This is a genomic window from Mesorhizobium sp. B1-1-8, from assembly GCF_006442795.2.
Classification (GTDB): Bacteria; Pseudomonadota; Alphaproteobacteria; order Rhizobiales; family Rhizobiaceae; genus Mesorhizobium.
Window position 1 is genome coordinate 5,140,381 of sequence record NZ_CP083956.1, and the last position, 13,600, is coordinate 5,153,980.

12 protein-coding genes are annotated in these 13,600 nt (G+C 65.2%); 4 read left to right on the forward strand and 8 right to left on the reverse strand.

The features are described 5' to 3' along the window. Nucleotides 1-63: 63 nt before the first annotated feature. Nucleotides 64-2,064, forward strand: a complete 2,001-nt coding sequence (locus FJ974_RS25250; RefSeq protein ID WP_140533150.1) for a protein-L-isoaspartate(D-aspartate) O-methyltransferase — start codon at nucleotides 64-66, stop codon at nucleotides 2,062-2,064. A gap of 94 nt (nucleotides 2,065-2,158) precedes the next feature. Next, entirely contained in the window at nucleotides 2,159-2,359 is a 201-nt protein-coding gene (locus FJ974_RS25255) for a hypothetical protein (protein WP_140533149.1), read from the forward strand. A gap of 23 nt (nucleotides 2,360-2,382) precedes the next feature. Here FJ974_RS25255 and FJ974_RS25260 read toward each other — a convergent pair whose 3' ends face one another. The 7 genes from FJ974_RS25260 to FJ974_RS30325 all read right to left on the reverse strand — a co-directional run bounded on the left by FJ974_RS25260 (nucleotide 2,383) and on the right by FJ974_RS30325 (nucleotide 10,803). Further along, a complete protein-coding gene (locus FJ974_RS25260; protein ID WP_140533148.1) occupies nucleotides 2,383-3,618 on the reverse strand; it encodes a VWA domain-containing protein in 1,236 nt (411 codons plus the stop codon). Next, nucleotides 3,611-5,869: a DUF5682 family protein gene (locus FJ974_RS25265; protein ID WP_140533147.1), complete on the reverse strand. Its 2,259-nt coding sequence runs from the start codon at nucleotides 5,867-5,869 to the stop codon at nucleotides 3,611-3,613. The genes FJ974_RS25260 and FJ974_RS25265 overlap by 8 nt, the downstream gene beginning before the upstream one ends. A gap of 3 nt (nucleotides 5,870-5,872) precedes the next feature. Next, a complete protein-coding gene (locus tag FJ974_RS25270) occupies nucleotides 5,873-6,952 on the reverse strand; it encodes an ATP-binding protein (RefSeq protein WP_140533146.1) in 1,080 nt (359 codons plus the stop codon). 19 nt (nucleotides 6,953-6,971) lie between these two features. Then, the gene (locus tag FJ974_RS25275; protein WP_140533145.1) at nucleotides 6,972-8,402 is read right to left on the reverse strand and encodes a DUF5691 domain-containing protein; all 1,431 of its coding nucleotides are present in this window, start codon (nucleotides 8,400-8,402) and stop codon (nucleotides 6,972-6,974) included. Continuing rightward, on the reverse strand, nucleotides 8,399-9,796 hold the full coding sequence (locus FJ974_RS25280; RefSeq protein WP_140533144.1) for an SWIM zinc finger family protein: 1,398 nt from the start codon (nucleotides 9,794-9,796) through the stop codon (nucleotides 8,399-8,401). Before FJ974_RS25280 ends, FJ974_RS25275 begins: the two co-directional genes overlap by 4 nt. A gap of 114 nt (nucleotides 9,797-9,910) precedes the next feature. Continuing rightward, the gene (locus FJ974_RS30320) at nucleotides 9,911-10,477 is read right to left on the reverse strand and encodes a LysR substrate-binding domain-containing protein (protein ID WP_319023045.1); all 567 of its coding nucleotides are present in this window, start codon (nucleotides 10,475-10,477) and stop codon (nucleotides 9,911-9,913) included. Continuing rightward, the gene (locus FJ974_RS30325; RefSeq protein WP_319023046.1) at nucleotides 10,405-10,803 is read right to left on the reverse strand and encodes a LysR family transcriptional regulator; all 399 of its coding nucleotides are present in this window, start codon (nucleotides 10,801-10,803) and stop codon (nucleotides 10,405-10,407) included. Before FJ974_RS30325 ends, FJ974_RS30320 begins: the two co-directional genes overlap by 73 nt. 189 nt (nucleotides 10,804-10,992) lie before the next feature. Here FJ974_RS30325 and FJ974_RS25290 point away from each other — a divergent pair, with 189 nt between their 5' ends. Both FJ974_RS25290 and FJ974_RS25295 read left to right on the forward strand, forming a co-directional pair. Then, nucleotides 10,993-11,403, forward strand: a complete 411-nt coding sequence (locus FJ974_RS25290; RefSeq protein ID WP_264296793.1) for a VOC family protein — start codon at nucleotides 10,993-10,995, stop codon at nucleotides 11,401-11,403. A 49-nt stretch (nucleotides 11,404-11,452) separates the two neighbouring features. Then, entirely contained in the window at nucleotides 11,453-12,184 is a 732-nt protein-coding gene (locus tag FJ974_RS25295; protein WP_210240700.1) for an SDR family oxidoreductase, read from the forward strand. 324 nt (nucleotides 12,185-12,508) lie between these two features. Here the strand turns inward: FJ974_RS25295 and FJ974_RS25300 are convergent, their stop codons facing one another. Continuing rightward, on the reverse strand, nucleotides 12,509-13,528 hold the full coding sequence (locus FJ974_RS25300) for an isopenicillin N synthase family dioxygenase (protein WP_140533142.1): 1,020 nt from the start codon (nucleotides 13,526-13,528) through the stop codon (nucleotides 12,509-12,511). Nucleotides 13,529-13,600 lie beyond the last annotated feature (72 nt).

Here is a 13,600-nt window from a genome sequence, read left to right on the forward strand (position 1 = left end):
TTTCCCCGCTGCCGATGGTTTTGGAGCAAGGCGGCGGTTTGCAACGACAGCAGGACAATGCCGATGTCCGATCTTTCCTTAGCGCGCGGCAGGATGGTCGATATCCAGATCGCACAGCGCGGCGTCGAGGATGTCCAGGTGCTGGATGCCATGCGCCAGGTTCCTCGCGAGGCTTTCGTCGATCCCGATTTCGAGGAATTTGCCTACGAGGACTCGCCGCTGCCGATCGGCAAGGGCCAGACGATTTCGCAGCCCTATATGGTCGCCTACATGATCGAGGCGGCCGAGATCGAGCCCGGCGACCGCGTGCTCGAAGTCGGCACCGGCTCGGGCTATGCGGCGGCGGTGATCAGCCGCATCGCCGGACGCGTCTACACGATCGAGCGCCATGCGGCGCTCGCCGAGACCGCCCGGCAGCGGTTCGAACGGCTGGGCTACGACAATATCGAGGTCCGCGCCGGCGACGGCACCAAGGGCTGGCGCGACGCGGCGCCGTTCGACGCCATTTTAGTGGCCGCCGCCGGCCCTGGCGCGCCGCTGGCGCTGCAGGAGCAGCTCGATGTCGGCGGCCGCCTGGTGATACCGGTCGGCAAGGAGGCTGACGGCCAGCGGCTGCTCAAGGTGACGCGGACCGGCGCGACGACCTATGAGGAGGAAGACCTCGGCGGCGTGCAATTCGTTCCGCTCATCGGCGAACAAGGCTGGGCGGAACAGCCTCGGCCGCGCCACGACCGGCCGGCGATCATTACCCCGCGGGCACGTGGACGAAGCCTGCCCGAAATGATCGCCGCAGCAGCCGAACCATTGCCCGACTTCGGCGATCTGGCCTTCGGCGAATTGTTCGACCGCTTTGCCAATCGGCGCGTCGTGCTTCTCGGCGAGGCCAGCCACGGCACGTCCGAATTCTATCGGGCGCGCGCGGCGATCACACGCCGGCTTATCGAAAAACACGGCTTCACCATCGTTGCCGTGGAAGCGGACTGGCCGGATGCCGCGGCCGTCGACCGCTACGTGCGTCATCGGCAGCTGCGCGCGGCAGCCGAGCCGCCGTTCCAGCGCTTTCCGACCTGGATGTGGCGCAACACCGATGTCGAAGCCTTTGTCGGCTGGATGCGGGATCACAACGAAGGCATCGACGAAGCCGACCGGCGGGCCGGCTTCTACGGTCTCGACATCTACAACATGAGCGCATCGATCGCGGCCGTGCTGCGCTATCTCGATCAGGTCGACCCAGAAGCGGCGGCCGCCGCGCGGCAACGCTATGGTTGCCTGACGCCGTGGCAGAAGGAGCCTTCGACCTACGGCCGCGCCGTACTCAGCGCCGGCTATCGCAAATGCGAGCAGGCGGTTCTGGAGCAATGCCGCGACCTGCTTGCCAGGCAGTTGGACTATGCCCGCCAGGACGGCACCGATTTCCTCGACGCAGCACAGAATGCAAGGCTGGTCGCCGCGGCCGAGCGCTACTATCGCATCATGTATTACGGCGGAGCGGAGTCTTGGAACCTCCGCGACACGCATATGTTCGAAACACTCGAACATCTGCTCGAGGCGCGCGGCCCGGACTCAAAGGCGGTTGTCTGGGCTCACAACTCGCATATCGGCGACGCCCGCTTCACCGAGATGGGAACGATAAGAGAGGAACTGAACATCGGCCAGCTCTGCCGCGAGCGCTTCGGCGAGCAGGCGGCACTGATCGGCTTCGGCACCGATTCCGGAACGGTGGCCGCGGCTTCGGATTGGGACGAGCCGATGCAGGTCATGCGGGTGCGCCCCTCGCATGCGGACAGCTATGAACGGCTCTGCCACGACAGCGGCGTGTCGCGCTTCCTGCTCGATATGGACCGCGACGCCGCGCTGCGGCATCGCCTGCTGGAGCGGCGGCTGGAGCGCTTCATCGGCGTGATCTACAGGCCGGAAACCGAACTGCGCAGCCACTATGCCGATGTCTCGCTGCCGCGACAGTTCGACGCCTTCGTCTGGTTCGACAAGACCAAAGCGGTGACGCCGCTTGGGCCGGAACATGCCAGGACCGGCGTGCCCGAAACCTATCCGTTCGGACTTTGAAGAGGTCTCAGGGCACGGCGGCGGTCAAATGCGCCCCGGAACATCCGCGGCGGCCAATCTGTTCCTCATCCAGCAATCTTGGAAGGAGCCTGCCATGAGCACCAAGCATCATAAATCACGCAGACCGAGCGATGCCGATCTGGAAAACAATCCAGGCATCGGAACATCAAAGGGCAGCATCAAGGAAGGCGACGATCTCGAGCTTGGCGAGAACACGACAGAGGGCGACGTCGAGAACGACACCACTGCCGCCGGCGGCATCAATCCGCGGCAAAAGATCCGCACCAACAAATAATGCCCTGTGAGTAGACGAACGCCTTACGCATCCGTTTTCGGCCCTTCCGTATCGGCACGGATGAGCTTGATGTCGGCGCCGGCCGCCCAGGCGCCGATGTCCTCGCGGCGCAGAGCGGCGGCCATCATGTCGGGAAAAAGATCCGGCGTGCAGGCAAAGACCGGAATGCCCAATGCCGCAACCGAACCGGCCATGGAAGGATCATAGCCCGGCCGACCCTGGTCTGTCAGCGCCAACAGCACGATCACATTGACGCCTGAACGGACAAGCGCGGCCAGCCGTTGCAGCAGTTCCTTGCCATTGCCGCCTTCATAAAGGTCGGTGATCAGCACGAAATGCGCCTTGGTCGGCCGTTCGATGCGCTCGGCGCAATAGGCGACGGCCTGATTGATGTCGGTGCCGCCGCCGAGCTGCACGCCGAACAGCACCTCCACCGGATCGCTGAGCTCGTCTGTCAAATCGACGATCGCGGTGTCGAAGCAGACGAGCCTGGTGCGCACGACCGGCAGCGAGGCCATGACAGCAGCGAAGATCGAGGCATAGACGACCGAACTCGCCATTGAGCCGGACTGGTCGACGCAGAGCGTCACTTCATCGAGGTCGACCAGCCGGCGCTGGCGGCGCGCGAAACCGACCAGCTTTTCCGGCACGACGGTTTTGTGCTCCGGCTGATAGTGGCGAAGGTTCGCGGTGATGGTGCGCGGCCAGTCGATGTCGCGTTGCCGCGGCCGGTTGGTGCGCCGCGAGCGGTCGAGCGCGCCGCGTATCGCCTCGGCGGTCTTCTGTTCTAGACGCTGCATCAGCTTGGCGACGATGTCGGTGATGATCGAGCGGGCGATGTCCCTAGTCTTGTCCGGCATTGCCGAGCGCAGCGAGACCAGATCGGCGACGAGATTGACGTCGGCCTCGATCGCCTTGAGGAATTCCGGCTCCATCAGCATCTGCTTCAAGTTCAGCCGCTCGAAGGCGTCCTTCTGCACGATTTGAACCACCTGCTCGGGGAAGAACGAGCGAATATCGGCCATCCACTGCGCAACGCGCGGCGCCGAGCGGCCTAACCCGCCGCGCCGCTTGCGCTGGTCGGCGGCCGTGTCGCCGCTGCCGTCGCCATAGAGCGCATCGAGCGCCGCCGAAAGCCGCCGGTCGTCCGCCGATAGCGCGGAAGAAGACTCATCGTCCGCGCCGATCGCCAGCCGCCAACGGCGCTCGCGCGCTCCTTCGATCGGGTCGTGATCGGGCCCGGCGGCGTCCTCATTCATGGCCAGGGTCCCCTGAAAGAAGCTTTCCGAGAAGCCCGAAATGCCGGCGCCAGGCTTCGCCGCCGTCCGGCGCCGGCGTCAGCCCGGAAGGCAGACTTGCCCTTCGGCCGAGCACGGCTTCGATCAGGCGCTTGCGCTCCATGCTGTCGAGGTTGGAAAAGACGCGACGCAGCAAAGGCAGATGCGCCACGAAAGCCTCTTCGTCGAGGGATACCAGCCAGGCATCGACCGCGCCGCGCAGACCCTCGTCATAGATCAGGCGTTGGCCGGCGGCGCTGAAGAAGCCTTCGAAGAAGGCGGACGCATCGGCAACCGGCGTTCCGGGCGACAGGCGCTTTGCCAAAAGGTCAGCCGCGGCTTCAGCGGACAACCGGTCGGCCTCGTAGAGCAGATGCGCGGCGCAGCCGGCGACAAGTGCTGTCGAGCGCGAGGAGTCCAGCACTGCCGCCAAACCGTTGCGCCAGGCGTCCAGAACGTCCTGGCCCGGCTCCGCCAGCCTGATCGCCTCATCAGCCTTGCGCATCGCGCCCATCAGCGCCGCGGCGGCTTGCGCATCGAGATCGCGCGCCGCGTAAGGCAGCGCGATCGAGGACTCGACGATCAGCCGCTCCAGCAGACCGCCGAGCCGCTCCGTCTCGGTCTTGCGCGCCTCGCCATAGCGGATGATGTCTGCGAGCGGCGGCACCGAGGCCAGGATCTCCAGGCATTCGCTGCTATGCGCCGCGCGCTCTTCCAGGGCGACGAGACCGGCCGCCGATGCTTGGTTCAACGCCGCGGTGATGGCGCTCTGGACCAGCGTGGCGAGGGTGTCGAGCGTCGCGCCGGCGCCGATCGCCTGGATCAGCCGGCCATTGGCGGCCTTCTCGATGGTCGGCCCGTAGATCAGGTTCTCGACCAGGCGGACGGCATATTCCGGCTGCCAGGCCAGCATCCAGCGCTCGCGGAAAGTGCCGCGGCTGCGTCCGGTGTCGGTCAGCCTGCCCCAGCTTACGCCGAGCACGTTGAGGCGATGCAGCAACGTCGATCGGAACAGTCCGCTCTCGCTGCGCAGGTCGACGGAAAGCTCGCGCTCCAAAGCCTCGGGTTTCAGCCGGGCCGCCTTCTGGTTGCGCTGCAGGTCCTCGATCAGCGGCGCCAGCGGCGTGTCAGGCGGAATCTCGCCGACATCGGCGCCCAGCAGCAATTCGGCCTCGACCATCTTCCACAGCAGCGCCTCGCCGTTGAACAGGGCGGAGATCGAAGCGTCGCGCAGTTCCTCGAAGCCCGGCTTCGGCCGTTCGCGAATGGCCGCGAGCGCCCGCGCCAGACGCTCCGCCTCGATCAGCGAGGCGGTCGATATCATATGGCCTTTGGCCCTGAGCACCGTGGCAATTTTCGCCAGCCACAGGACCGAGGCCTCATCGTGTCCGCGCGTCCGCCACAGATGTTTGCACCAGCCGGGCGCGACAACGCCGGCGCCATAACCATAGCCCGACGCCAGGCGCGGCCCTGTCCATGGCGCGAAGGTCATCACGGTCTTTCGCCGGCCGATGCCCTTGAGCTGCGCCTGGTCGTTCTTCTGCGTATGCGGTGCCTGCAGGGCCGGCACATGCCATGCCCCGCAGACGACCGCCATCGGTCCGTCGAACTCCTTTCGCGCGGCGGCGATCTCCAACCGCATATGCGCCTCGCGCATCGCCTCGAACCTGCCGATCGCGGTCTCGCCGTCGCGCAGCGTCGTCATGGCGTCGGCGATGGCCGCGAAGATCGGGCCGGGTGCCGGGTTCTGCTCGATGATGTCCGACCACCAGCTTTCGCCATCTTCATAGCCGGCTGCGCGCGCCAAGGTGCCGATCGGATCATGGATCCGCGAGACCTCTTCGACCTGCCCTTGAGCGGCCTCTGCCTCAGTGGCATCGGCCTCCGTCGGACTTTCAGGCGAAGCCTCGGCCAGACGCGCCGCCGATGGCAGGTCGATGAAGCGCAGCGCCGCCTTGTTGGCGACGGCCCACAGAGCTGCCTGATACTCAGGCGAGAATTCGGCGAAGGGCCAGAAGCTCGTCGCGGCCGGCTCGTCTTCGGGGTAGCAGAGCAGCGCCACCGGCGGCTTCATGTCGGGACTGGCAAGCAGCGGCAAAAGCGCGGACGCGTCGGCCGGCCCCTCGATCAGCACGGCGACCGGCTGCAATTCCTGCAGCGCCTTGACCAGGCTCTCGGCGGAGCCCGGCCCATGATGGCGTATGCCGAAATAGCTGATGCCGCCCTGCGCCACGGTTCAGATGGCCGCGTTCAGCGCCGCGTAATAGCCGGCATAGTCCGGACGCTTCTTCAGCACCGTTTCCAGATATTCCTCCAGCACCACCTTGTCCTGGACAGGATCCTTGACGATGGCGCCGACGAGGCTCGGCGCCAGGCCTTCTGCGTGGAGCTTGCCGCCGTCGAACCACGCCGCCTGGCTGAGGCCGCTGACCATCGTGGCGATCGCCTCGGCGGTGGAGAGCGAGCCCGACGGCGTCTTCAGCGTCACCTTGCCGTCGGCGGTGGCGCCGGAGCGCAATTCGCGGAAGATGGTGAGCACGCGGGCGATCTCCTCGCCGACGTTCTTCGGCACCGGCAGGTCCAGGCCGCCGGCCATCTCGCCGACGCGCCGGGAGACGATCGAGACCTCTTCGTTCATGTCCTCCGGCAGAGGAAGGACCACGACATTGAAGCGCCGCTTCAGCGCCGAGGAGAGCTCGTTGACGCCCTTGTCGCGATTGTTCGCCGTGGCGATGATGTTGAAGCCGCGCCGGGCGTAGATCGAGGTGTTCAGTTCAGGCACCGGCATCATCTTTTCCGACAGCACGGTGATCAGCGTATCCTGAACGTCGGAGCCCATGCGCGTCAGTTCCTCCAGGCGGCAGAGCTTGCCGTCCTGCATGGCCCGGTAGAGCGGCGTCGGCACCAGTGCTTCCTGGCTCGGGCCTTTCGCCAGGAGCTGGGCATAGTTCCAGCCATAGCGGATCTGGTTCTCGTCGGTGCCGGCGGTGCATTGGACGATCAGCGTCGAGTTGCCCATGATGGCGCCGGCGAGATGTTCCGACACCCAGGATTTCGCCGTTCCCGGGACGCCGAGCAGAAGCAGCGCCCGGTCGGTGGCCAAGGTGGCGACCGCGGTTTCCATCAATTGCCGGCGGCCGACATATTTTGGTGAAATAAGCGTGCCGTCGGCGGCCTTGCCGCCCATCAGATAGGTCAGCACGGCCTTGGGCGAGAGGCTCCAGCCGGCGGGCCTCTGGCGGTCGTCGCCGCGCGCCAGCGCCTGCAGTTCGGACGTATAGACCTCTTCGACCGGAAGGCGGATGGCTGCGTTCATGCGATCGTCTCCAGCTTGATCATTGGACGGATTGGTTTTCGGCCAGCGCTGCGTTGAGCCGCAGCAGGGCGAGCGATGGGGAAGCAGGTGGTAGGCCGGCGGCGACGGTCTCGTCGATGAATTTTGCAGCCGCCGGCGCCGTTGCCAGGCAACCTATCGTCTCGGCGATGTCTTCCACAGCCCGTCGCGTGGGATCGTCATTGGCGGAGATCCCCGAGCGAAAGACGGCAAGAAACCGTCCGTTCGAAACGTCATCCCAGTCCAGCCAGCCGGCGTCGATGTCATGCGCCAGATGAAGCGCTGCAGGAAACTGCGCATCCTTGATGATCTGACGAATGAGGACACGTTGCCTGCGGCCGTCCAGGCGGGGCATCAGATGCAGCACGAACAACGCCGGCTTGCCGCCGGCAGCCATGAGCATGTCGGCCATATGCGCGACCACGGCATCGCTGCCGGAGGCGGCAACCATGCGCGAAAGAAGGATGTCGGCATTGTTGTCGGTGCCGAACTGCCAGCCGGTTATGAAATCGGACTCGCTCACGCCGAAGCGGGCCGCGAGGTCGACCAGGTTGCAGAGCTCGAACAGTTCGGCGCGGCGCTGCTCCTGCGCATGCGACTTCGTCTTTGCCGGATTGTATGTGATCCGACGGCGGATGAAGCCGGCCTTGCCCTCCTCGATGAAGCCGGCAAGTTCGTTCACGGGAAGGTCCGGCCCGCCGTCGCCCTTTTCGCCCAGCATCGCCAGCATCCGGCCCGCCAGTTCGCGGACCTTGCCGGATCGGTCGGTGGCAAGACTTTTCAGAAACGACGCATCGGCCGGACCGAGACCGATGCGGATAAGTTCGACGAGGGACAGCCTGACATCGGCGGATTCGGCCGGCGCCTTTAATTCGATCAGCAGCCTGGCCGCCGCCGGTTCGCTCCAGCGCATCGAGGCCAGCGCGACGCGACGGGCTGCCGGATAGAAATCGGTCCAGTTTTCCACCGTCAGCTTGTCGAGCGATCCGTGCCGTTGCCCTTCAGAATTCGCCTGCCAGTCGATCCAGGGCGCATAGACATCGGGGGCGGTCTGGTCGGATGTGGCGGGCATCCAGTCCATTGGATGGGCGACAAAGCCGCGGCTTGCCACCAGCTTGACTACCTGCGCCTTGCGCCTCGCATCGGCTGCATGCTTCAGCGCGGCCCGCAGCAGCGGCCGCAGCCGATCGGGGAGCAGCGGCAGCGCAAGCACAGGCAGCGGCGGACGGCGCTTCAGCGTCCTGGGTGCTGCCGGTCGCAGCGCAACATCGAGCGCCTGCGCGGCGATGGCCAATAGCCGCCGCTCCTGCTCGTCCGGGGTCGCGGCTGCCGCGACCGTCTTCCACTCCGCGGGAGCGAGTTCGAAAACCGCGCCGCCCGAGATCCAGCCGTCGCGCAGCCGCGCCAGTCCTGCCTGCTCGAGCTCGTTCATGACAGATCGAGCCTCCCGATGCTGCTCTGCGAGGCCAGCAGTTCCAGCCTGGCGCCGTTCCAGAGTGCGGCCGTGGCCGTGAGGTCGAGACCGAGCACGGTCTGGTTGACCGTGCCTGCCACCGGTAAGGCGATGCCTTGCGGACCATTGGCCCCCTGCCACCAGGCGGCATCTCTTTCGTCCAGCTGGATTGTCCCCGGCGGCAACACGAGCGGACAATCGGACAGCCAAGGCGCACCGTCCTGGAAGGCAGCATAGGCGGCGAGCGGATCGGCGGCTGTGTTCACACCAGCTTCAGGCCAGGCGCCGGATGCCACGTCACCAAAGCGTTCCGCGACCAGCGCCCGCAGAGGGCTGCGGGACGGATAAAACACCAGCCTCGCCTTGAAGCGGTCTCCGGGAGCGAAGGCGTTGGACCGCCGTCCGGCCGACGCCGGGAAGAAGTCGAGCAGGAGGGCAAAGTGCGGCGTGGGGCTTTTCAGGTCGAGCAGCCAGGTCGCGTGGCTGACGAGGCCGTCACGGCGGGTCTCGATCTTCTCTCCCAGAACCTCCCAATCGCTCTCGACCTGGATGGCGTCGGGATGGGCAAGGACCTGCTCGCGCGTCTCCGATGTCGAGACGAGGCGCTTCAGTTCGGGATCGTCAGGCGCGGCCCGCCAGGCCTTGGCGAGCAGCACCAGCTTGCCAAGCTCGCGGATTGCCGCATCCGGCCGCTCTTCATTCCGTAGTGCCAGTAGCCGCGATGGCAGTTCGTCGATGCGGCCGGCAAGCGCGGCCGCCTTGAGGTCGACAAGCCTGGCTGCAATGCGGCGGCAGCGCTCGCTGCTGGCGTCGACAAAGCCGGACAGACCCAGCCGCAGCTGATCGGCTATCCATTGGTCGAGTTCATCGAGCGCCGCCGATACTGCGCTTCGCGTATCCTCGGCCCGCTTGCGCTGGGCCGCCTCGCGGCGTTCGGCGGCCGCGGCATCCTCGACCGGAGCGGGGCTCTCCTGTGGCTGCAAGGCGTCGTCGATGCTCTTGCCTTCGGTGCCCGGCTGGGCCGGCTGCTGCCCCGGTTTGCGGCGGCGGCCAATCCAGTCGTTCACCCAATCGGGCGTCTGATCGACGCGATCGAAGGTGGTGGGCGCCGTGACGCCGATCCACATCAGCGCCAGGATGTGCTTGCACGGGAATTTTCGCGACGGACAGGTGCATTTGTAACCATGGTCGGCGGTATCGAACATGACCCGGTAAGGGTTCGACCCGGAGCCCTGGCATTCGCCCCAGATGAGGCCCAGCTGCTCGTGCGTCTCAAGGCGGGGCCAGTTCGACCGCTTGGTCAGCTTGGCGGCCGCGCCAAGCGATGCCTGGTCGGGGGCGAGCGCCTCGATTGTTTTCAAATCCAGCTGCAAGCCGCCCGCCCCTCATGACCCCGAACCATGATGCGCGATGATAGATAGCCGTTTGCGGCGCGTTGGTGTAGGTCCCGACGAAGCAAAGTTTTCGCGCGCCACATCGCTTCGGCGTCAGTCCCGGAGCGGTGTCATTTCCGCAAAGAGCCAATCGCGAAAGGCCTTTACCTTGCGCTGGCGGATCGCCTCCGGCGGGTAGACGAGATAGAAGCTGGAAACGGATTTCAGCGCGTGACCGAAAGGCCGGACAAGCCTGCCGGCCGCAAGGTCGGCCGCAACCAGCATGGTTCGGCCAAGCACCACGCCTTCGCCTTGCACCGCCGACTCGACCGCGAAGGTGTAGGAGTCGAATGTAAGCCCGCCATGCGGGTCGACGCCCTCGACCCCTGCACTCGCGAGCCAGGTCGCCCAGTCGATCGGAAAGCTGTCACGGATCAAGGTGTGATGCCTGAGATCCTCTGGCTTGCGCAGCGCACGCGCACCGTCCAGCAGCCTTGGGCTGCAAACCGGAAAGACCTCCTCGCTGGTGAGGAATTCCGAGGTCATCCCCGGATAGTTGCCGCCGCCATAGCGGATGGCGACGTCGATGCCGTCGCCAAGAAAGTTGGTCAGCCTGCCGGTGGTCGAAACCCTGACGTCGATATCGCCATGCGCGCGGTGAAAGCGATAGAGGTGCGGCACCAGCCATTTCCGGCAAAGCCATCGGAAGTGCTGACGTTCAATGTCGAGCCCGAATGGCGCGAAGTCGCCGCCTGCGTGGCGGCCGAGAGCCGGTCGAGCGCCTCGCGCACCGCCCGCGCATAAGGTTCGCCGACAGCAGTGAGGCGCACCGAGCGCGTCGCGCGCTCGAAGAGCTGCACGCCGAGCTGGTCCTCGAGATGTTTTACTGCCCGGCTGACGGCCCCATGCGTGACGTTGAGCTCGTCCGCGGCCCTGGAGAAGTTCAGGTGTCGGGCGGCGGCCTCGAAGGCCGGCAATGCATTCAGCGGCGGCAGTCTGCGAGCCATCGTATCAGCCAACATTTGTGAGTTCTGGTAACAAATACTTGCCAAATTTTGGTTTGTCCGTCGAGCCTTTTCCAGCCAAAAATCCTCACAGGATTTGTGATCAAAGCTCACGAGGACAACATGGCTACCGTTCACCCCTTCCTTTGATTCAACCTCAATGCCGAAGCGGCGCGCGACTTCTATCTGTCGGTGTTCAGGAATGGTCGGGCGCTGGAAGCGATCGAGTTCACCGACTTCATCGGCGGCACGACGGTTCCGCACGCGATCTTCGACTTCGAGCTCGAAGGGCAGCGCTTCACCGCGCTCAACGCCGGCTCGATGCCGCCCTTCAATGAAAGGATCTCGCTCTATATCGAGACCAGGGACCAGGCCGAGAACGACTATTACTGGAACGCGCTGACCGCGGACGGCGGTTCGGAAAAACCTTGCGGCTGGCTGAAGGACAAATTCGGCGTCTACTGGCAGGTCATCCCGGAAGCGGCGCTGCGCCTCATGAACGACCCCGACCGCCAGAAGGCGGAACGGGCGCCGCGGGCGATGTACAAGATGAGCAAGATCGTCGTCGCCGATCTCGAGGCAGCCCACGCCGTCCGTTCGTGACGCAAACGCTCGTAACCCAACACTCATTTTCTGAATGACGGAGAAACCCATGGCTACGCTCAAGGGCAAGAAAATAATCGTCGTCGGAGGCAGCTCCGGCATCGGTCTCGGCGTCGCGGCGGCCGCGCTCGAAAGCGGCGCCGAGGTGGTGATCGTCGGCCGCTCGGCCGAGAAACTGACGGCGGCCGAGAAGGCGCTCGCCGGCGCCGGCCTGGTCAAGAGCATTGCCGCCGACATGACCAACGAGGCTGACGTTTTCCGCCTGTTCGACGATGCGGGCGCGTTCGATCATCTGGTGGCGACAGCAGGGACGCCGCCGCCCAACTATCCGGTCGGGGAGACGGACATGCAGTTCGTCCGCAGCTTCGTCGACAGCAAGTTTATCGGCGCCGTCATGCTTGCCAAACACGCGGTGCGGACGCTGAAGACTGGAGGGTCCATGACCTTCACCTCCGGCATCAACAAGGACCGGCCGCCGATACCCGGAGGCTCGGTCGTCTCGGCGATCGCCGGCTCGTTCAGCTATTTCGCCCGCGCGCTGGCGCTGGAGCTGGCGCCGACGCGGGTGAACATCGTGTCGCCCGGCTGGGTCGACACGCAAATGTGGGACGACATTGTCGGAGAGGCCAAATCCGGCTTCTTTGCCGAGATGGCCGCCCGCCTGCCGGCAAAACGGATCGCGACGCCCGCCGATGTCGCCCCAGCCTATCTCTATCTGATGGAGAGCGAATTCACGACCGGCGAGACGATGCACATCGATGGCGGGCAGAGGCTTGTCTAAAGCATTTCGCGTGAAAAGGATTCACGCGACATGCTTTAGATCTTTGATTTAAGCATGTCTTATCCCGAAACCGCTGCACACTTTCGGGAGACATGCTTTAGCTGGCATGCGCAGCCGCACGCTCGCAAGAAAAAGGCCGGGCGCTGGTAAAGCGGCCCGGCCAAAATGAAGGTCAGAACCTTCAGAGGGGAACATCGCCCGGCGCAATGGGAGGAAAACACCGGACGATATGCGTTATTTGGGCACTGACCGGCGCGTTTGCGACGAACAGAATTCCAAAAAATGCTCCAATTGCGGAAAAATCTCGCGCGGAGCGGTGAACTCTCAGCCGGCTGCAGGTGCCCCTTCCAGGAGATCGGCGTAGTGCCGCCGCGCCACGTCCGGGTGCGAGCGCAGGCGGCTCTTCAACACATTGACGCCGACGTTGCGAAACAGCGGATTGTCCGGGTCGCTTGCCGGCCCGCGCGCTTCCGCCGCCAGTTCCTCCGGCAGGTCGAGCAATGGGATCATCGCGTCGAGCCGGGCGCTGAAGAAGAACGGAACGGAAATCCGCTCGATGCCGGCCGGCGGCGTGACGACGCGGTGCACGGTTGCCCGCAGGTAGCCGTTCGAGGCGAGTTCGAGCAATTCGCCGATATTGACCACCAGCGTTTGCGGGATCGGATCCACATCCACCCAGCTGCCGTCGTACTCCATCTGCAGCCCCTTGTTCTCGTCCTGCAGCAGAAGCGTCAGGAAACCGCCATCCTTATGCGCGCCGACGCCCTGGTCGTCGCCGGCGGCGTCGCGGCCGGGATAACGCACGATCTTCATGCGGTGGTTGGGCTCGCCGCGATAGATCGGATCGAAGGCGTCTTCCTGCTGGTCGAGCGACAGCGCAAAGGCCTTGAGCAGGCGGATTGCCACCTCGGTCGCCCTGGCCTGCCAGGCCAGCAGCGCCGGCCTCAATTCGGGAAGCGCCGCGGGCCATTGGTTCGGCCCTTGCAGCCGCGTCCAGGCTGGGATGCCCGGCCCTTGTGGGATCGTCGCACGCTCGACGCCGATGTCGAGCTGCTCGCGCCAGTCGGCCTTGCCCCTGGTCAACTCGCCACCGGCGCGCGTATAGCCGCGGAACTGCGGGGATTTGATCATCTCGATTGCCAGCTTCTCGGCCTCCGGCAGGGCGAAGAACCAGCGCGCGGCGCCAAGCACAGCCTCCATATCCGACTGCGTTATGCCGTGCCCGGTGAGGTAGAAAAAGCCGACATCGCGGGCGGCGGTGCGCAAATCGAAGAGGAACGTTCGGCGCTCCGCCTCGCCCTGTTCGAGACGGTCGAGATCGAGCACCGGGATTATTCTGGGCATGGACAGGCTCCTCTGCCGCGCATTGCACCTGGCTCACGGTTACATGCGATGCACCGCGAACCAAGCAATGCA

What these genes read in the sequence shown, in the direction of transcription:
- FJ974_RS25250 (WP_140533150.1), top strand. Translation starts at nt 64, where the DNA reads ATGTCCGATCTTTCCTTAGCGCGCGGCAGGATGGTCGATATCCAGATC.
- FJ974_RS25255 (WP_140533149.1), top strand. Translation starts at nt 2,159, where the DNA reads ATGAGCACCAAGCATCATAAATCACGCAGACCGAGCGATGCCGATCTG.
- FJ974_RS25260 (WP_140533148.1), bottom strand. Translation starts at nt 3,618, where the DNA reads ATGAATGAGGACGCCGCCGGGCCCGATCACGACCCGATCGAAGGAGCG.
- FJ974_RS25270 (WP_140533146.1), bottom strand. Translation starts at nt 6,952, where the DNA reads ATGAACGCAGCCATCCGCCTTCCGGTCGAAGAGGTCTATACGTCCGAA.
- FJ974_RS25275 (WP_140533145.1), bottom strand. Translation starts at nt 8,402, where the DNA reads ATGAACGAGCTCGAGCAGGCAGGACTGGCGCGGCTGCGCGACGGCTGG.
- FJ974_RS30325 (WP_319023046.1), bottom strand. Translation starts at nt 10,803, where the DNA reads ATGGCTCGCAGACTGCCGCCGCTGAATGCATTGCCGGCCTTCGAGGCC.
- FJ974_RS25295 (WP_210240700.1), top strand. Translation starts at nt 11,453, where the DNA reads ATGGCTACGCTCAAGGGCAAGAAAATAATCGTCGTCGGAGGCAGCTCC.
- FJ974_RS25300 (WP_140533142.1), bottom strand. Translation starts at nt 13,528, where the DNA reads ATGCCCAGAATAATCCCGGTGCTCGATCTCGACCGTCTCGAACAGGGC.